16 protein-coding genes are annotated in these 19,639 nt (G+C 41.5%); 3 read left to right on the forward strand and 13 right to left on the reverse strand.

Annotated features, from left to right (window positions below; genetic code table 11):
- Window positions 1-77: 77 nt before the first annotated feature.
- The 4 genes from QR40_RS18385 to QR40_RS18400 all read right to left on the reverse strand — a co-directional run bounded on the left by QR40_RS18385 (window position 78) and on the right by QR40_RS18400 (window position 4,240).
- Complete coding sequence (locus QR40_RS18385; protein WP_044296332.1) at window positions 78-1,586, reverse strand: sensor histidine kinase; 1,509 nt, start codon at window positions 1,584-1,586, stop codon at window positions 78-80.
- Complete coding sequence (locus QR40_RS18390; RefSeq protein ID WP_044296333.1) at window positions 1,540-2,562, reverse strand: sugar ABC transporter substrate-binding protein; 1,023 nt, start codon at window positions 2,560-2,562, stop codon at window positions 1,540-1,542. The genes QR40_RS18385 and QR40_RS18390 overlap by 47 nt, the downstream gene beginning before the upstream one ends.
- Window positions 2,563-2,697: 135 nt before the next feature.
- Window positions 2,698-3,108: a rubrerythrin family protein gene (locus QR40_RS18395; protein ID WP_052430932.1), complete on the reverse strand. Its 411-nt coding sequence runs from the start codon at window positions 3,106-3,108 to the stop codon at window positions 2,698-2,700.
- 82 nt (window positions 3,109-3,190) lie between these two features.
- Complete coding sequence (locus QR40_RS18400) at window positions 3,191-4,240, reverse strand: uroporphyrinogen decarboxylase family protein (RefSeq protein WP_044296334.1); 1,050 nt, start codon at window positions 4,238-4,240, stop codon at window positions 3,191-3,193.
- Between the two features lie 178 nt (window positions 4,241-4,418).
- On the opposite strand from QR40_RS18400, the gene QR40_RS18405 reads away from it, so the two are divergent.
- Window positions 4,419-5,303, forward strand: coding sequence for an AraC family transcriptional regulator (locus tag QR40_RS18405; RefSeq protein ID WP_044296335.1), 885 nt, complete (start codon window positions 4,419-4,421; stop codon window positions 5,301-5,303).
- A gap of 88 nt (window positions 5,304-5,391) precedes the next feature.
- On the opposite strand, the gene QR40_RS18410 is transcribed toward QR40_RS18405, so the two are convergent.
- Together QR40_RS18410 and QR40_RS18415 are read right to left on the reverse strand one after the other, a co-directional pair.
- A complete protein-coding gene (locus QR40_RS18410; protein WP_052430933.1) occupies window positions 5,392-7,599 on the reverse strand; it encodes an exosporium glycoprotein BclB-related protein in 2,208 nt (735 codons plus the stop codon).
- 29 nt (window positions 7,600-7,628) lie between these two features.
- Complete coding sequence (locus tag QR40_RS18415; protein WP_044296336.1) at window positions 7,629-8,699, reverse strand: glycosyltransferase; 1,071 nt, start codon at window positions 8,697-8,699, stop codon at window positions 7,629-7,631.
- A gap of 273 nt (window positions 8,700-8,972) precedes the next feature.
- Between QR40_RS18415 and QR40_RS18420 the strand changes: the two genes are divergently transcribed.
- Window positions 8,973-9,596 carry a DUF4304 domain-containing protein gene (locus tag QR40_RS18420; protein ID WP_027292952.1) on the forward strand — a complete coding sequence of 208 codons (624 nt, stop codon included), beginning with the start codon at window positions 8,973-8,975 and terminating at the stop codon, window positions 9,594-9,596.
- A 135-nt stretch (window positions 9,597-9,731) separates the two neighbouring features.
- Here QR40_RS18420 and QR40_RS18425 read toward each other — a convergent pair whose 3' ends face one another.
- Genes QR40_RS18425 through QR40_RS18435 form a run of 3 tightly spaced genes read right to left on the reverse strand, consistent with a single transcriptional unit; the run spans window position 9,732 to window position 13,052 of the window.
- Window positions 9,732-10,622: a carbohydrate ABC transporter permease gene (locus QR40_RS18425; protein WP_027292953.1), complete on the reverse strand. Its 891-nt coding sequence runs from the start codon at window positions 10,620-10,622 to the stop codon at window positions 9,732-9,734.
- Window positions 10,623-10,636: 14 nt separating this feature from the next.
- Window positions 10,637-11,548, reverse strand: a complete 912-nt coding sequence (locus tag QR40_RS18430; protein ID WP_027292954.1) for an ABC transporter permease — start codon at window positions 11,546-11,548, stop codon at window positions 10,637-10,639.
- 28 nt (window positions 11,549-11,576) lie between these two features.
- On the reverse strand, window positions 11,577-13,052 hold the full coding sequence (locus tag QR40_RS18435) for an ABC transporter substrate-binding protein (RefSeq protein WP_044296337.1): 1,476 nt from the start codon (window positions 13,050-13,052) through the stop codon (window positions 11,577-11,579).
- A 244-nt stretch (window positions 13,053-13,296) separates the two neighbouring features.
- On the opposite strand from QR40_RS18435, the gene QR40_RS30035 reads away from it, so the two are divergent.
- Window positions 13,297-15,051 (forward strand): sensor histidine kinase, encoded by a 1,755-nt coding sequence (locus tag QR40_RS30035; RefSeq protein WP_052430934.1) that lies wholly within the window; start codon window positions 13,297-13,299, stop codon window positions 15,049-15,051.
- Window positions 15,052-15,148: 97 nt separating this feature from the next.
- Here the strand turns inward: QR40_RS30035 and QR40_RS18445 are convergent, their stop codons facing one another.
- The 4 genes from QR40_RS18445 to QR40_RS18455 all read right to left on the reverse strand — a co-directional run bounded on the left by QR40_RS18445 (window position 15,149) and on the right by QR40_RS18455 (window position 19,586).
- The gene (locus tag QR40_RS18445; RefSeq protein WP_044296338.1) at window positions 15,149-16,699 is read right to left on the reverse strand and encodes a response regulator transcription factor; all 1,551 of its coding nucleotides are present in this window, start codon (window positions 16,697-16,699) and stop codon (window positions 15,149-15,151) included.
- Between the two features lie 185 nt (window positions 16,700-16,884).
- On the reverse strand, window positions 16,885-17,025 hold the full coding sequence (locus QR40_RS31885; protein WP_160295842.1) for a hypothetical protein: 141 nt from the start codon (window positions 17,023-17,025) through the stop codon (window positions 16,885-16,887).
- Window positions 17,026-17,098: 73 nt separating this feature from the next.
- Window positions 17,099-18,073: an ABC transporter permease gene (locus tag QR40_RS18450; RefSeq protein WP_044296339.1), complete on the reverse strand. Its 975-nt coding sequence runs from the start codon at window positions 18,071-18,073 to the stop codon at window positions 17,099-17,101.
- A complete protein-coding gene (locus QR40_RS18455; protein ID WP_044296340.1) occupies window positions 18,042-19,586 on the reverse strand; it encodes a sugar ABC transporter ATP-binding protein in 1,545 nt (514 codons plus the stop codon). The genes QR40_RS18450 and QR40_RS18455 overlap by 32 nt, the downstream gene beginning before the upstream one ends.
- Window positions 19,587-19,639 lie beyond the last annotated feature (53 nt).

The following is a 19,639-nucleotide window of genomic DNA, read 5'->3' on the forward strand; positions in this document are numbered from 1 at the left end:
CTACGCCGTCGATTCACAGACGCACACCTGACACAGATATCAGGCACTATATATCGACGTATTTACGCCTGGAGGCACTAGCAATTCTTCAGAGGGATTTTCAGCGTTACTTCTGTTCCCAGATCGATTCCTTCACTATGTATGGACAGTATCCCTTCTGTATTGTAATACAGTTCGAGCCGGTTGATCACATTATCCAGCCCGATTCCCGTTGAATCCGTTTCCATGCTGGTGCCAGCCGCTTTCTTCTCCATGACTTCCCGTATGCGTTCCTGCTCCATTCCCTTGCCATTATCTATAATGCGAATCTGTATTCCGTCCTCTGCACTTTCCACGATCATACGGATGGTTCCTTCCCAATCAATATTCCGGATACCATAATTTACCGCATTTTCTACAATGGGCTGAAGAATCATACTTGGTATCTTAACATCATGAAAAGAAGTGTCTACTTCTTTTGTAAAGTGAATATCCCCTGCAAACCGGACATTCAGGATATAGATATAGTTGTCCACGGTTTCGATTTCTTCTTCCAGTGTGGCATCTTCTGTCATTTTCCTTACATTATAGCGGAAGAAATCTGCCATGCGTTCTATAAACAGACAGGTCTTCTCAGCGTCTTCCATCATTGCAAGCTGCGCTCCCGCATTCAGCGAATTGAACAGGAAATGGGGATTAATCTGTGCCTGCAGATATTTCAGCTGCGCATCCTTGAGATGGGTCTCCATAAGCAGCTCCCGCTCCATCATCTTTTGTTCCTTCTCCATGCTTACCGTAATTTTGGCAATGTATTCTTTAATGCTGAATACCATCTGATTAAAAGCCTTCGCAACAATCCCCACCTCATCATTTCCGCTGACCTCTAACAGTGGGGCATCCAGATTTCCTGCCGCAACTTCATTTGCAGTCTTTGCCAGGCTGGATAATGGACGGATGATACTTCTTGTAATCAAAAACAATAAAAAGGTGTTGAAAATACAGACCAAAACCAGGATTATGGTACTTGCAATCTCCATAAAATTCAAAGATCCAAGCAAAACCTGATAGCTGTTGGAATTTGCCTTGAACTGCATGTTATTCAAACTGTAAATATAGGCGTTAATATATTGGTACAGCTTTTGCGCCTCCTGGTAAGAATCTTTATATTTCTGGGTATTACTGGCACGTTTTGCCTGAACGGTGGCATCCACAACTTTGAGATAGGTGTCGGACATATTTCTTATGTTTTTCTCCAGAAGTTTCATCTCGTTATCGGTAGTATCCGCATTCAGACGACTGATAAATTCCTGATAATTCTGGTTATTCCGATAATAATCTTCCAACGCATCAGAGCTTCTGGTCTTCAGATACTCTAAAATATCACCCTGCATATTTCCCAATGCATCTGACAGATCATTCAGACTTACATTACTTGCATAGATGCCGTCAATTTTCTGTATGGTCTGGTTTACTTCCCCATATAACAACAGGTTGCTGGTCAGCAATATAATAGAAGTAAAAGCAAAACTCAGCAAAAGCTTTGTACGGATGGATAAATTTTTAATGATTTGTCTGCTCTTCTTCACTTTCCAAATACTCCTGTACATTATTTTGGTTGATTAGATATAGGTCTACACTATTAAAGTCACTGACATACCCCATCTTGTCATACTCCAGCAATGCATCGATGCATTTTATTCCCATCTGTATTGTATCAATCTCAAAGGTGGCGGGAACCACATTTCTTTTGATTGCATTCAAAATCTTTTCCGAGGGGTGATAGCCTATGATTGCCACTTCTCCAACTTTATTATAATCAATCACAGCCTGATAGGCACATTCCGTATCCACCTCATCCAGGCAAACCAGAATATCCGGAAGCATATCTTCATCCCGGAAAATACTTCGAATGGTTTCTTCCGAGTCAAATGCAGTCTGGTTCTTTACCTGATAAGAAGCTATTTCTATCTTTGATTCCTTTCCCAATGCGTCCTTCACAGTTGTTTTCATTTGGGCAAACACAAGATTTTCATTTCCATTTTCCGTCTCTCCCTTTAATAATACCAATACCTTTTTGGTATCATCCTCTATGTTCCGAATGATCTCCTGTCCATACTCTTCACCCATCTGTACGCTGTTTATTCCAATGAAGCTTCTCCTCTTCGTCTGTGGTGCATCATCCAATACAGTTACAACAGGTATTGCCTCAGATGAGGCTTTGTTAATCAGGGTCTCTATCTTCTTACTTCCGTCCGGATGGACGATGATTCCGTCTGCCTTTGCAGCAATTCCCACCTCCATCAGATCTTCTATTCCGTAATCCACCGACAGATCTGCACCTGCAAGTTCCAGATAGATTCCATTTTTTGCGGCTTCTTCTTTTGCACTGCTGTACACTGCCTGCCAAAAGGAGGATTTCATGTCTTCTGTGATAAGTACATAATGCTTCTCGTATTTTTGAAACTCATTCACCGGATCTAATTCACTTTGCCGGATCATGCGGTCATAATAAATCCAGCCTCCAGCCGTCACTGCCCCAAGCAAGAGTATTCCGGTAACGGCTGCGTATATTTGCTTTTTCATAATTTCCTCCGATTGTGCCATAAAATCCGCATTTATTTACTCATTATACTATATCAAAAATAAAAATAAAAGTGCCGGTTTACCTTATTGGTAAAACCGGCAAGTAATCTTTATTTCTATTTTTATTATTTTGTTTCAAAAAGTACCGCCTGACTTGATATTCTGAGCTATCTGTTCAAACCGGAAATCATGATGCCGGTCTGCTTCCGCAACGCCGCGGAACAGACGTGCCATATCATAAAATCCCTCTTTTCTTGCTGTATCTGCATACTCTTTATACCTCTGTGCCCAGTCAAAGTACTCTGTATGATAAGTATCCGCTACATTTTCATAAGTATCCGGTACTGCTCCCATATTCAGCTGCTCTAACCAGAGTCTGGCATTTTTCAGTTCATCATCGGCTGTCTCTGAAAAAGCCCCGCTGATTTCCTGATATCCATCTGCTTTTGCTATCTCACTGTATATTCTGTATTTTGAACTGTTCTTTAGTTTCTCTTCATAAGCAGTCTGAAGATTTTTATATGTTTGGCTTTCTATAAATTCCATAATATCCGCCCAAATAATGATTTATAACATTGTATGTATTATTTATAACTTATTTACTAATATATACAAAATTACAAAAAATTTATTCACCCCTAAACTGTCGGACGATTTCAATCATATTCAGGTAACCTTCTGTGGGCACATAGTCCGGAATGGAATTTCCTGTTCCAGCGGCTATTCCGCCATGTCCTTTACACTGTTTCAAAATATCTGTTATATATTCTCTCATCTCTTCTTTGGAGGCATGACAAATTATATCCACATCAAATCCTCCGAAGTTCCCGATTCTGTTCCCGTAACGCTTTACCCATTCCGGGAATGGTGCGATCTGGTCTTCGTTTGAATGCTTTGCATCGATTCCTATTTTATCAATTATATCATCCATAACGGAAAATATACTGCCGCAGGAATGTAATAAAAATGGCTTATTGTATGAATGCACCAGATCCACAATTGACTTATAGCGCGGCAGTATCAAGTCTTTGATATCATCAGAGGATAATAACGTATTACTCTTATAACCCAGATCATCTCCAAAACGGAGTACACAATAGATATCTCCAAATTCCTTCATAAACCGCGTCCATATTTTATAATTGGTCTCTCCCACTTTTTGGAACAATTCACGGTAAAGTTCTTCATCATCAGCCGCTATATAGCACAGTTCCTGAAAGCCTGTCACTTCCTGGACGCATTCGAAAATGCCGTTTCCCACACCGCCGATTGCTTTCATCCCTTCCGGCATGCATTTTCTTAATGCTTGAAAGTACCTGCTGTTCTTCTTAAAATAATATTCCGGTATCTCATCCCAGGGATAATGGTCAAAGTCATCCCGGTCCTTAATAACCGGATCGACCCGGCTGTCACCAAGGGCACCGCTTCCAGGCATAACAGTACCAATGCACTCTTCGAAAGTTACTACATCATACCCATATTTTTTGAAAAAGCTGCAATACGTGGCAAAAAACTCTTCTACATCTTTGTCATCTCCTTTATAAAGCCCTTCCATATCTTTTCCCATAATTTCTCCTATTTTTTTATAAGATACATTATGTTCATATAAAGGCAGCCTGTCTGCCTCCTGATTTTTGGCAGCCTGAACAACATATTGGTAATTAGGTTGAAATTCCATGTATTTCTCCTCTCTGTTTTTTGTTTTTGTTTATTTATACAACATGCATAATTAATTTTTGTTTTACACTATTACATTATTGACTATTTACAATATTCATTATATGATTATTAAAAAAATAATGCAATCAGTTACATACACTGTACAAAATTAAAGGTCGTAAAGGAGAAGATTTATAGTGGAACCAACGAACTGGAAAGATGAATATTTTAAATCCGATGTACGTACTGTTCTGGCAGAGGAACAACTGCAGATACCCGGGCTTCGGATTCTTGCAAAACACACTTTAAGAAATGCCATTCCGCCTCTTAACTGGCATTACCATGAAAATGCCTTTGAAATTACCATGTGTACAAAGGGCGTACTTTCTTTTTCCAGTACTGATTCCAATTATAAAATCTCCGGAGGCGATGTTTTTATTACCACCCCAAACGAAATTCACAGTACCGATGAAGTTCCACTGTCCCTGGGGGAAGTATACTGGTTCCAGTTAGAAATCAGTGATCCCTCGCGATTCTTATTTTTGGAACCAGGCGCAGCCGAAGCACTTATCGCCGGACTTAACGAAATTTCTCACCACGTTGTGAAAATAAATGCGAAGGAATCCGAGTACCTGACACAAGCTTTTTATTTTGCGCAGACAGAAGGAAACCCATATGTAGTGGCTAGTTTCATCAACTTGTTTTTACATATTCTCATACTTGCTTCACAAAAAACAAAATTTCAGCTTACTCCGGATATCGGGAGATCCTTAAATTATATTATGGATCATCTGACAGTGGAGATTTCCCTGGATGAGCTTGCTGCTCAGTGTCTTCTTTCAATCTCTCAATATAAACAAAAGTTTAAAAAACAGATTGGCATCTCTCCCCGAAACTTTATTAACCAGCAGAAAATAGAACTTGCCAAGTCTATGCTATTAGACGAGAATTCCATTACTGATACTGCCATGGGTCTGGGGTTTAATACCAGCAGCTATTTTGCTACGGTGTTTAAACGTTATACATTTTATACTCCTACTGAATTTTTAGCAAATCATAAGAAAAAACCGGATATAGATTGAATCAGTTAAGGCTGCCACATTTGCGGCAGCCTTCTTTATCAAATTCAGTTTATCATAGCTCTTCTAAAAAACCGTATATTAATTTAAATTATACAATTGAGAGGCCTGCACTTGCATAACCAACTACGGAATTCACTAATGTCAATCCGGTAGCGGATGCTGAAAATACAAGCAGCAATCTTGTCTGCGCAGTGACTGCAATATTTAATCCGGTTGTGATACCATTACTGATATTTCCAATGGATATAAGTCCGGTTAACGCCGGAGCCAGAGTCACGATTGCACCTGGTATAGGTGAAAAGATATTGTTCGGTGTAACAGACTGGTACAACTGTGCCTGGATGGTAACGGTACTGCCAACCAGAGTAAGTGCCAGGGTGGTACTGAAATATGCGCTCAATGCAGTTATTGTTCCTGCTCTTGGAACAGAAAATGCAAAGTTGGTCAATGTGCCTGCAGCATTTGTCAAATCAATTGTCGTACCTAATATTCCTACGGAAGGTGCTGATGATCCAAATCCAATCAGACTTGGGATACCTACCAGTCCTCCTGCAATAGTAGTCATTGTAATCGGGATGCCGGATGAAAATGGGATGATAGCTCCACCGCCATTTAAGCCTGCTGCTCCGGTAGCCCCTGTGGGACCGGTAGCTCCCGTTGGGCCTGTAGCTCCTGTGGGACCTGTAGCTCCATTCGCTCCGGTATTTCCCGTGGCTCCTGTTGGACCTGTGGCTCCATCCGCTCCGGTATTTCCTGTGGCTCCCGTGGCTCCCGTTGGGCCTGCCACTCCGTCAGCCCCAGTGTTTCCGGTTGCTCCGGTTGGACCTGTAGCTCCATTCGCTCCAGTATTTCCCGTCGCTCCTGTGGGTCCTACTGCTCCATCCGCTCCAGTATTTCCTGTCGCTCCGGTGGCTCCTGTCGGACCTGCTGCTCCGTCAGCTCCGGTATTTCCCGTCGCTCCTGTGGGACCCGTCACTCCGATTGCTCCGGTATTTCCTGTTGCTCCTGTGGGACCTGTAGCTCCGTCAGCTCCGGTGTTACCCGTTGCCCCTGTGGCTCCCGTTGGACCTGCTTCTCCGTCAGCTCCGGTATTTCCCGTTGCTCCGGTCGGGCCAGTCGCTCCGGCTGCTCCCGTATTTCCCGTTGCCCCTGTGGCTCCGGCGGGACCTGCGGCTCCAGTTGCTCCAGTTGCTCCGGTATTTCCCGTCGCCCCTGTCGGGCCGGTTACTCCGGTGGCTCCGGTTGGGCCTGTAGCTCCGGCTGCTCCCGTGTTTCCCGTCGCTCCGGTGGCTCCTGTTGGGCCTGCCTCTCCGTCAGCTCCGGTGTTTCCTGTTGCTCCTGTCGGGCCGGTTACTCCGGTTGGGCCTGTAGCTCCGGCTGCTCCCGTGTTTCCCGTCGCTCCGGTGGCTCCGGTTGGGCCTGCCTCTCCGTCAGCTCCGGTGTTTCCTGTTGCTCCTGTCGGGCCGGTTACTCCGGTTGCTCCAGCTGTTCCTGTGGCTCCGGTTGGGCCTGTAGCTCCGGCTGCTCCGGTGTTTCCCGTCGCTCCTGTGGCTCCCGTTGGGCCTGCCTCTCCGTCAGCTCCGGTGTTTCCTGTTGCTCCTGTCGGGCCGGTTACTCCGGTTGCTCCGGCTGTTCCTGTGGCTCCTGTTGGGCCTGTAGCTCCGGCTACTCCCGTGTTTCCCGTCGCTCCGGTGGCTCCCGTTGGACCTGCCTCTCCGTCAGCTCCGGTGTTTCCTGTCGCCCCTGTCGGGCCGGTTACTCCGGTTGCTCCGGCTGCTCCAGTTGCTCCGGTTGGGCCTGTAGCTCCGGCTGCTCCGGTATTTCCCGTTGCACCTGTGGCTCCGGCGGGACCTGCTGCTCCATTCGCTCCGGTATTTCCCGTTGCTCCTGTAGGACCTGTGGCTCCAGTCGCTCCGGCTGCTCCCGTGGCTCCCGTTGGACCTGTCACACCATTGGCTCCTGTATTTCCTGTCGCACCGGTGGCTCCGGTTGGACCGGCTGCTCCGGCGGCACCTGTGGCTCCTGTTGCTCCTGTGGGGCCTGTTGGACCTGCCGCTCCGGCTGCTCCGGTATTTCCCGTGGCTCCTGTTGGGCCTGTGGCTCCCGTGGCTCCGGTAGCTCCCGTTGGGCCTGTTGGTCCTGTAGGTCCCGTAATTCCGCTGTTTCCTGTACAACCTGTACAGCAATGAGGCTTACAGGTTAATCTGATCGTCTCGCATGCTTCCACATCATTTGGTTGTTGATCGCTGCCACAATTATCATGGCAGCCATAACGACTCTCAAAATCATTCGACATTATATTCTTCCTCCACTCTGAAATAAATTTTAGTTTCGTTTCCCAAAAAACTCCTTGTTACTTAAATAGGAGGGATGATTTGGTCTCACTTTTCCCGCAGACTCATTATACATCACCGCCTTTTCATTATCGCCAAGCGCATAAAAGCATACGCACAGCTGAATAAACGGGATGAAATCATAACAATCTGTTTGTACAAAAGTCCCTTTGTCATCCACTCTTTTACAAGACAGCGCCAACCTATACCAGTAAACCGCTAACTGATATTGTTTTAGATCCAGAAAATGCTTGCCAATATCGCAGCACACTTCCGCTCTTGGCTCATCATATTCAAAACTTCTGAAATAACAAGACAACGCTTCTTCCGGCTTCCCCAGCTGATAGTCACAATATCCCATAAACTGACAAGCCGAAATATTATTTTCAATCCACCCCTGTTTCCCATCCAGAAATTCTTTGAATTGTCCATAGGACTCTTCATATTTTCCATGGTAATAGAGTTCCCTCGCATAGTAAAACTGTTCTCTAGGTACTAAAACTTCGCCCTTATTAACCATATTTTGAAAAATCCTCAGATTTCTCATAGGGTCTGCCACTTTTAACTTTCTGTGTGAAATTGCAATATCGCTATATTCAATCAAACCAGATGGAGATATAGCTTCATGAATGGCTCCTTTCCATTGAAAGGAATCAGAACGACGCAATAGTCTTTCTCGATAATAAGTGAAGATAGGTTTACCATCCTCATCAAATGCAGTATTATATTTCATCATCACAACAGAAACAGTTGGATTCAGGTTTTTCTTCAGCTCCAGGAGCTTATCCTGATCCTCCTGCAACAGTACATCATCTGCATCCAGCCACATACAATATTCGCATGAAGCTTTTGAAAAAGAATAATTTCTGGCTTTCGAAAAATCATCGCACCATTCAAAATCATACACCTGCTCCGTAAATTTCTTTGCAATTTCTTTTGTAGCATCTGTTGAACCGGTATCTACGATGATGAGTTCATCAGCAATTTCTCTTACCGTAGATAAGCATCTTTCCAGAACACATTCCTCATTTTTAACAATCATACATACACTTATCGTGACCATTTGCATTTCCTCCTTTTTTAAAATATGCTTCTACCCGCAAAGAAGGAACAAATTGGTCATGTCAAAAAATCTACTATTTAATACATTTTTCAACAAAAATCCATAATTCTATTGTATAATACAAATTATGCGCTGATTTATAACCCTGCTTTTTAAACGCAGCAGTACTTTTAAAACAGGCTCTAAGATTATCTCAGCCAAATGAAAGTGAAATCATCATTAGAATATAACAAGGGAGGGAGTCACATTCATATTTCAAAATCTGCCGGCTTTATGGATAGCAAAGATGATCCTATCGCCTACAATGATTTAAATCAGAAAGTAAAAGTTTTAATAAGAAATATCTTTGAAGAAACATTCAAACCTCTTGGTTTCAGACGGAATGGACAGAATTTCAGATTATATCAGGACAACGGTTTATGTAAAATCGTTAATTTCCAGAAATACAGATATCATCATAACCAGAACTGTAGTTTTACCGTTAATATTGGTTTATATTTTGAAAAAAATATGGTAATCCAAAACAAAAATTTTTGTGAATCCCAATGCCAGATTAAAATACGGCCATATCACGAATTCTATGGTGAAGAAAAATGGTGGTCTGTTAATGACGATCATAATTTTGATCAGTTTACAAATGAGGTCCGTTCCTTTTTGGAAAATCGTGCTCTGCCCTGGCTGAATGAATTTGAAAAAAAGGAAGATGTAATTGCAGAAATGCTAGACAAGAAAGCTATAGAAAAATATAATTATTATCTGCTGCATTATGACAATGCCTGTTTGCTGGCAGAATGCGGCTACCAGGCACAACTATATCCCTTACTCCTGGAAAATCAGGAAAATAATAATACTCCGGAGATGGAAGAGCTCATCCGGCATATTAAAAATACTTTATAGCTGTCTTATATCAGGATACTGATAATTCCGCCCGTCTAATCAGATTGCATTGATCAGGCCCGGCGGAATTATTCTATTCAATATTTAACTTAATACAAAAGAGCACCGTTTTCCGAATCCTCTTTGTGTGACGCGTTACCCCTTCACTGCGCCAATAGCAATCCCCTTTGCAAAATATTTCTGCAAAAATGGATAACAGCACAAAATAGGTACCATCGCTACAAATGCAATTGCCATACGAACCGAAGCTGAAGGAATATTAGCTGCCGCTACTGACCCTCCGCCAGACATGCCGCTTGACAGTACTTTTATATCGGTTATCATCTTATTCAATAAATTCTGGATGCCATAAAGATTTGTATCCCGGACATAGTACAAGCCGTTTGTCCAGTCATTCCAATACCCCAAACCTGCAAACAGTCCCATCGCAACCAGAATTGGTTTGCCAAGCGGAAGCACAATTGTCCCAAAAATACGAAACTGACTGGCACCGTCTATTTGAGCCGCTTCAAACAGCGCATCCGGAATGCTGTTTGCAAAAAAGGTACGTATAAGCAGCACATTCATGGCACTCATGAGAAATCCAGGCATAATATAAGCCCAAATTGTATTATTAATATGGAATGTTCCCGACCACATTAGATAACTTGGTACTAATCCGCCATTGAACAGCATGGTGAAAAATACATAAAATGTAATTACTCTCTTAAATGGCAGATTCTTCAGGGATAACGGATATGCTAAAAGTGCACTGAGCAAAGTGTTTCCCACCGTTCCGATCACCGTAACCAGAATCGTAATACCATATGCCCGAAAAACGCCGGCTGCATTTTTTAAGATATAACCATAGGCTTCCAGACTGACCTCCTTTGGAAAAAAGGAATAACCATCCCGGATTAATGCGTTTTCCGAGGTAATGGAGGACATAAACAATAAAATAAACGGTATAATGATCAGGATTGTCACGATTGCCATGACCGTATTTGCCAAAACCTGAAATCTTAGGCTGCTTTTACTCTGTATCATTGATCAATTCCTCCTTAAAACAGTGCATTTTCTTTACTAAACCTGCGAACTGCCATATTAGCGGTCAGTACCAGGATAAATCCAATCACGGACTGATAGAATCCGGCAGCAGAAGCCATGCCGATATTTCCAACCTGAAGTAATCCCCGGTAAACATAAGTGTCAATAACATTGGTGGTGCTGTACAACTGACCGGAATTCTGGGTTACCTGATAGAACAGTCCGAAATCTGCATAGAAAATTCTGCCAATGTTAAGCAAAGTTAATGTAATGATACTGGGGGCAATACTTGGCAGCGTAATATATTTGATCTGCTCCCATTTACTGGCTCCATCCAGTTCTGCCGCTTCGTAAAAAGCCGGATCTATCCCGGTAATACTGGAAATGTAAATCAGGCATCCATAGCCTACTCCCTTCCAGCAATTGACAATTACTAGAATAACAGGCCAATACTTAGGCTCCTGATACCAGGCAACCGGTTCTTTGCCCAGCGCCGGAAGAATTGTATTATTCATTAATCCATTATCCGCGCTGAAAAATGCAAATGTAATATAACTCACGATAACGATTGACATCAGAAATGGCAGCAGGATTGCACTTTGGTATACCGTCTTCAGCTTTTTATTTCGCACATCACAGATAAATATTGCAAATATGATACCCAAAACTGTATTCAGTGTTATAAAAACCATATTATACAGAAGGGTATTCCTGGTTATCGCAAATGCATCCTTTAACAGGTATTCAAAGTTTTTAAAGCCTACCCAGGGGCTTCCAAATATGCCGTCTACTACATTAAAATTTTTAAAAGCTACCACAAGGCCCGCCATTGGCACATAATTATTGATGAACAGATAGATCAGACCCGGCGCCATCATTAAGAACAGCGGAAACCACTTTTTTATCTGATACTTTTTTGCAGTCATTTTACAGCCTCCTATCCCAATCTCCGGTTTATTTCTGATCACTTAACCATTTGTCAAACTGTTCCTGTTTTTCCGCGATTACTTTATCTATTCCTGCGTCTTTCAGTGCCTGGATAAATTCTGGCAATGTTTTTTCCGGATCTACCGTACCGGAACCCAGAGCAGAGATATACTGGGATTTTACGTTGCTGAGTGCTGATATTTCATTACTCACTCCGGAAGGATCATAGGTAAATCCAAAAGCTTTTGATTTCAGTGCCTTATCATTCATTTCTTTCGTTTCTTTCCAGACATCCGGGTCATCCCCCTCCCAGATATACATATCGAACTGATTAAATAACTGCCATCCTTCATTTAAGTGATAGGCTGCATTTTCACTGGTTACCCCTTCCGGATAGGTAATAATCCCCTTTTCCTCATCGGCAACTACATAGTCTTTGCCCTCTTCTCCCCAGTTCAGTAAGTTCAGAATATCTGTATTTCCATAAATGTAATCCAGGCACTGCATGGTTTTTGCCGGATCTTTCGTTGCATTGCTGATTCCATAGGTAAGCCAGGATACGGAACCGCTGAACAACTCTCCAATAGGAACAATTTCCATGTCATAATTACAAAGTGCTTTTGCCCTCTGGTCATATCCCGGTTTGGTCGGACTGAAATAAGAGAAAGCAGAACCAGCCTTGACCTGTGCCTCATTCCCGTCGGTGGTGGTTGCCCCGTCCGGTGAAATATATCCTTTTTGCTGCCAGTCATGAAGTTTTAATATCAGATTTTTATATGTATCCGTTTCATAATAGTTTACTACTTCCGTACTCTGCCCGCTGTCCATTAACACACCATAGCCATCTGTCAGTGGATCCATTACTTCATATTTCACATCCGGTGTGGTTCCATTACAGCTTGCAATCATATACATATCCGGATTTGCTTCTTTTACTTTTGCATAAACAGCATCCAGATCTTCGTATGACTTAATTGCTGAAGAATCAATACCAAGCTCATCTATAATGTCCTTACGCATTACCACCGCACTTTGGGTAAACCATTCTCTTGCTGTAGTAACACCATATACATAGCCATTAATATTAGATGCTTTTACTACTTCTTCTCCAAGAATCTTTTTCATATTTGTACCATACTGGTCTATTAATTCATTCATATCAATTACCTGTTTTGCATTTACCACAGAACTTGCCTGATCTATAAGCACCGGTACAATATCCATCTTTTCCCCTCCGGAAAGTACCAGTTTTAATGTCTCAGCATAAGAACCCCAGCTGATGGGCGCCAGTTCAATTTCCATATTGATGTCTTTACGCATAATTTCGTTCACGGCATTTTGAATTCTGTCTGTATCCGGCTGCTTATCTCCGATATATGCCAGTGTCACCTTATAAGTTTCACTGTCTCCCGCGCTTCCTTTGTCTTCTTTTTTCCCACATCCGGAAGCTCCTGTGAGCAACAAAACCCCCGCCAACAATATTGATAATAATCTTTTTTTCATTTCCTTCCACCTCTCGTTTTTATTCATTTGATATCCCCGTCGCTTGCTGTGGGGTAATTGACTTGATGAGGCAATTATATATATTTTCCTATGTGAAATATATCATAATCAGGACATTTTTCTAACAAAAACTAGACACAAATTCAAAACATCTCTATTTTTTGCTATACAGAACCCATGCTTCCTTATATAATCTAATCACAGACCCGGAACGGGTAATACAAAAACTACTGGAGATCAACCTATGAAAAGAACAAAAAGTGCCAGACACCAGCATTCAATCAGTTATTATTTCCGAATTGTACTGCTTTGCTTTATCCCTGTCTTCATTCTTTACTTTATTGTCAGCAGTATCATTATCTCCGTCCTGCACAAACAGACCATGTCCTTTATCGAGACATCCGCTTCTTATTATACAGAGGAAATGAATACGTCTCAGGCGGCCATCAATTTATTCTTAATCGATTATGTATCAAATAAACTGTCCGAACATGTTGATTTTGAAAACCGAAATACCGTCTCCTACATTCAGGATGTCAAATCTATTCAGGCAGATGTCAAACAACTCCGTGACTATTATGGAACCCAATATAATTATTTTGTATATGACCGCAATGCAGATTATTTTTTCCCCTGTAATACCACCGGAAGCTTTTATTATAAAGACCAGAGCGAACAGATTCAGGATGAAATTTTATCGGTGGTAAATACACCTGCCTCTGCGGCAGTTTCAGACCTTTGGAGCAATTACCAGGCAGGCTCTACAGTGTTCCTTATGAAATATTATCAATATAATGACTACGTAATGGGATGCTGGGTGGATGCAAAAGATTTTATAAGACCTTTCGCATCCATGAATCTGGGCCCAAAAGGTTTTATTACTTTAACAGACGAACAGGGGAATCCGGCAACGAATCAATCCCTGGTAAAAGAACAGAATATTTCCCTGACCACTCTAAACGATACGACCAAACAACTGTCACTGTTCAGCAAATACCTGATTCTTGGGTTTACCCTAAAAAAAGACCGGGTCAGCATTAAAATCATTGTAGACCAATTTGGTGCCTACGGTTCTATTTTCCTCGTTCAGATTGCAATATTTGTTTTCGTAATGATTTTGGTTGGGTTACTACTGCTAATGACCTTATATATGCGCCAGCAGGTTTTAAAACCTATTCGCTATTTTTCTGAAAATCTGGCAGTTTATCAGGAAGATGGACCTGTTCTGGATTTTAAAAGTAATGATATTATTGAATTAGAACTGGCAAATACCCAGTTTAAGAATCTGATACGGCAAATAAAGAAGCTGAAAATTGATATCTATGAAAAAGAACTGGAACACATGCAGATTCAAATGAACTATATGCAGCTGCAAATCCGCCCTCACTTTTTCTTAAACTGCCTCAACAGCATCTACAGTATGGGACAGACTGAGTGTTACGATGAAATGAACCAGATGATTGTATCCACTTCAGACTATTTTCGTTACATCTTTCAGTGCAAAGAGGATTTTGTCCTTCTGGATCATGAATTTACCCATACCAGGGACTATCTGGAAATTCAGAAAATCCGTTATGGATCCGGGTTCTATTATCACCTCGAGCAGCAGTCGGAAACAAAAGGAATACAGATACCCCCCCTCATTATACAGACATTTAACGAAAATTCAATCAAACATACTGTAACACTGGATGAAGAAGTGCACATTTCCTTATCAGCAAAGCTATTTGAATTACCGGATAAAAATCGACTGGAAATCCTCATTACCGATACTGGCAAAGGTTTCGATCCGGAGACCCTGGAAATATTAAATAAAGAACGCAGTCTGTCAACCACAGACGGCCACCGAATCGGAATTACCAATACCATCCACCGGCTGGATATGCTCTATGAAAACCAATACAGTATCAGCTTTTCCAATCTGAAAGACGGCGGAGCATCCGTATGCCTTCTGCTGCCAGCTGACAGAGTCCATACAAGTATCCCACTCCCATCTTGACCTGCATGACCCAGCCTAAACAAAGCGTCCCCTTACTCAGCGAAACCCAAATTTAAGTTGAAGTTGTGCACAGTAGTATTAAAATATCACAAATCATTTACTCCATTTTTTTCCGATATTCATTGGGTGTACAGCCTACCAGTTCCTTAAAAACCTTTGAATAATAAGAATAATTGCTAAATCCTGTATCTAAAGCGATCACATTAATAGGAATATCTGTATTAGCCAGAAGATCTTTTCCCTTTTCCACGCGAACCTTCATAACATAGTTATTTACAGAAATTCCTGTTTTCTTCTTGAACAGTTTTCCCAGATAATCCGGATTCAGATATACAATATCAGCAAGCGTCTTCTTATTAATTTCCTGCTCATAATTTTTCTCGATATATCCGGTCACAATATCGATGACCGACTTTGATTTTTCTGCAAATCCAGCATATTCCACTGCCCTTGTGATCATGTGTTCAAAACAGCTCTGATAATCCTCAATGGAACTCAATGCCCTTTTTTCATAATATCCGCTCTTCTCATCCATAAACAGGCGGTGTCCTTCGATTTCTTTTTCCTGCAGATAAGACAAAACCAACTGTTCCACATCCCGCTTAAATTTCCAAGCCACAGTATAAGTAAAAGTTTTCTTCTGGCACTGCTCCTGAATATATTGTCGAATGGCCGTCAGAACCTGCTCCTGATTATTGTGTTTGAGAAATATTTCTATCTGGCTGATACAGGCAGGCGCATATGCCGATTCCTTTTGCAAAGCAGGCGGATATTCACAGATATTGTTTCTGCAGAACAAATCTCTGGAACAGACATTGGTCAGCTCCTCAAAAGTGTCCGCACATTCCCAAAGGGAAACCGGCTTACTCATACAAAAACCGGAATCGTAACCCATACACCGCCCAAGATTCTCCATTACTGATTTCAAAATCTGTTTCACCGCTTTTGATCCGCTGACTTTTTCGTCCATACGAATAACCGCCAGGTAATAAAACATCTGCAAATCCATAAGAATCTCTGCCTTTGTCCGGTTCTGTAAAAAAACCTCACTCCATATATTCTTAAATGAGAAATCCAGTACTGCTTCCGTATACTCTGCCGTCTGATCATATCCGGGATAAATTCCTGCAAAGATAAGTATAAAAGTTTCTTCTTCCCGGTAATCCAGTTGTTTTTGTTCTGCCTTACGCATGAGCAGTTCTTTTTCATCTGTTGTTTCTCTTTGCAGCAGTTCCTGCCAGAATTGTTGAACAATACTTTTTTTCGCCTTTTCCTGTTCCCGGATCTTCTTTATTGCCTTTTGGATAATTTCAGTCAGTTTCCCGTAGTTCACTGGTTTTAACAGATAATCCAGACAGTCCAGCTTAACAGCATCCTGGGCATAGTCAAATTCAGCGAAACTGGTTAATATAATCGTTTCTATAGGAAGCTTTTCATCCCGAACCCAGGCAAGCAGTTCCAATCCGCTTCCCTGGGGCATTTCTATATCACACAGCATCAGCTGTATTGTATTTTCCTCAATCACTTTTCTCGCCTGGCGGATATTATATGCCGTGTAGACCCGTTCTACTCCCAGTTCGCGCCACATGACCTTCTTCTCCAATGCAGCCACAACGAAACGGTCATCATCTATTATCAGTACGTTCATTTATTTCATTCCTTATCTTTTCATCAATTTTCAAACAGGCTAGTACTAATACATTATAATGTAAAGGGGCAGGATAGAAAAGTGTTTCGATGAGATTTCTTAAATTAAATCTGAGAATACATAAAAGAAGACTGCTTTTACACCACGAAAAAGTAGTATAAAAGCAGTCATCAAAGACTTATCAGTCAGGCGGTGCCAAAATAATCCGAAGGCTGCGACAAATGCTTTGCCAGTTCCTGTTTGGAAATATATACTGAATCTGTCGCCGCATTAAAAGCAATACCTGATATAACTACCTCATATTTACTATTATCAAGGGATAACATAACCCTGTCTCCCACCTGAAACCCATAACTATCATTTAAGTCAGCGCCATGGTTTCTTCTTATAATATATCAGTTACTTTCTGTTCTTTATCAGATCAAATGCCACAGCCAGTATAATTACTAATCCCTTAATAACCATCTGTACATAGGATGAAATATGAAGCAAATTTAAACCATTGCTAAGTACACCGATAACCAGAGCGCCGATTAAAGTTCCTCCAATTGTGCCTATACCTCCATTAAAACTGGTTCCTCCTAAAACTGCCGCAGCAATGGCATCTGATTCATACCCCTGTCCGGAGGCAGGCTGTCCGGAATACATGCGGGAAGCAAGGATAATTCCAGCCAGCGCAGACAGTAATGCTGAAATAATATAGACCCTTACAATCAGTCCCCGTACTTTAATCCCCGTAAAGATGGCTGCCGTCTCATTATCTCCAAGTGCATACATTCTACGTCCAAATCTGGTCTTGTATAAAACAACTCCAATAACAAGCATCACCACTGCCACAATATAAATAGGTATCGGAATTCCTAAAAAATAGCCGTTTCCTATAGATGTAAATACCTTGTCTTTGCTCGAGACGCTTCGCCCATCTGTGATTATATAAGCAATTCCCCGTACCACTCCCTGCATGGACAGCGTTACAATAAACGGCGGCATTTTAACATAGGCTACGATCAGTCCATTCACAAGTCCTACCAACGCTCCAAGAAATAATGCTAATAAAACTGCAGCTAAGAGCGGAACTCCTTTTTCAATCAGCATAACAACTGCTACCCCGCTGGCTCCTAATACTGAACCTACCGTCAAATCAATTCCACCAATAATTAGTACAAAAGTCATGCCAAATGCTAATAATGAATTAATACAAATCTGTCGCAATACGGTTAACAAATTTTTAGATGACAAAAAGGAATCGGTGGCAAATGTCATAAATACACACAGACATAGTAAACCAATGAGAATCCCTGCATTATTTTTAATAAACCGCAAAACCAGATTCTGTGTATAGTTAGTTTGCTGCTTTTGTTTTATTTTCTGCATGTTTTTCTCCTCCTGACGCAAACCACATAACTGTTTCCTGTGTAATATACTTTACTTCTTCTTCATCCAGCAGCCCTTTTATTTCTCCTTCATACATAATGGCTACTCTGGTACTCAGATTGATAATTTCCTCCATTTCAGAAGAGATCAGAATAATTGCCACCCCCATCTTTGCCAGTTCAAAAATCAAATGATATATCTCAGATTTAGCCCCAATATCAATTCCCCTTGTGGGTTCATCAAGGATCAGGATGTCCGGATTTGTAGCAAGCCATTTGGCTACTACAACCTTCTGTTGATTACCTCCGGAAAGCTGTGATACTTTTTGGTCGGAAGAGGTCATTTTGATTGCCAGACGCTTTCCGTATTCATCCATAATATTATTTTCTTTCTTTTTATTTATTTTACAGAACTTTATGAACTTCTCCAATACGCTGATAGAGGTATTGTATCGAATCGTATTATCCAGGAACAAACCTTCTATCTTCCTGTTCTCAGGTACATATCCAATACCGTGGTCTATTGCATCTCTGGCACTGCGAATCTCTGCTTTCTTTCCATTAATAAAAAGTTCACCTTCAACTACTTTATCAATACCGAAGATTGCTCTAGCCAATTCCGTTCTGCCTGCTCCAACCAGACCACCAATGCCCAGAATCTCCCCTTTCTTCAGTTCAAAACTTACATTTCTTAAATACTTATTCGTAAAATTCTTCACTTCAAGACAGACCTCACCCGCTTTTAATGCTTCATCTTTCCGGTAAATCTCCGACAGGTTTCTCCCTACCATCATTTCTATAATTTTTTCCGTTGTCAATTCCTTTGCTAAATGAGTTCCTATCATCTGGCCGTCTCTAAGTATTGATACCGAATCCGATACTCGGAAAATTTCATCCATTCTATGGGAAATATAGATAATCGCAATACCTGATTTTTTCAATTTCTCAATCTGAACAAAAAGTTGCTCAATCTCTGTCTTTGTCAAAGATGAAGTGGGCTCATCCATAACGATTAATCTGGCTTTACTCATTAATGCACGGCAGATTTCCACCATCTGCTGTTTTGCAATACTAAGCTGTCCAACTTTAATTCTGGCATCTATATCTATCTCCATGTCGTCAATCACTGCCTGCGCCTGCCTGATCATCTCCCTGTCATTCAAAAAGCATTTTACATTTTTTGAAATCTCACACCCCATGAAGAGATTATCTGCTACACTTCTGTGATCTGCAAGACAGATTTCCTGATGGATAATACTGATTCCGTTCTGTTTTGCATCCTTTACTGAATTGATTTGAACTTCCTGTCCATTTATTTTAATTTTTCCATTTCCGGCATCTTTTTCATAAATACCGCCCAAAATCTTAATTAGCGTTGATTTTCCAGCGCCATTTTCACCCATCAGCGCCCGTACTTCTCCCTGTTTTATTTTCAGATCAATGTTGTCCAGTACTTTTGCTCCGGGAAACGTCTTACATATGCCTTCCATCTCCAAAAAATATCCGTTTGCCATTCCCAATCCTCCGTTGATTATAGGGCTCCCCCCAGATACTTATGTCCCAGAGC

This window comes from Robinsoniella peoriensis, from assembly GCF_000797495.1.
Taxonomy (GTDB): domain Bacteria; phylum Bacillota; class Clostridia; order Lachnospirales; family Lachnospiraceae; genus Robinsoniella; species Robinsoniella peoriensis.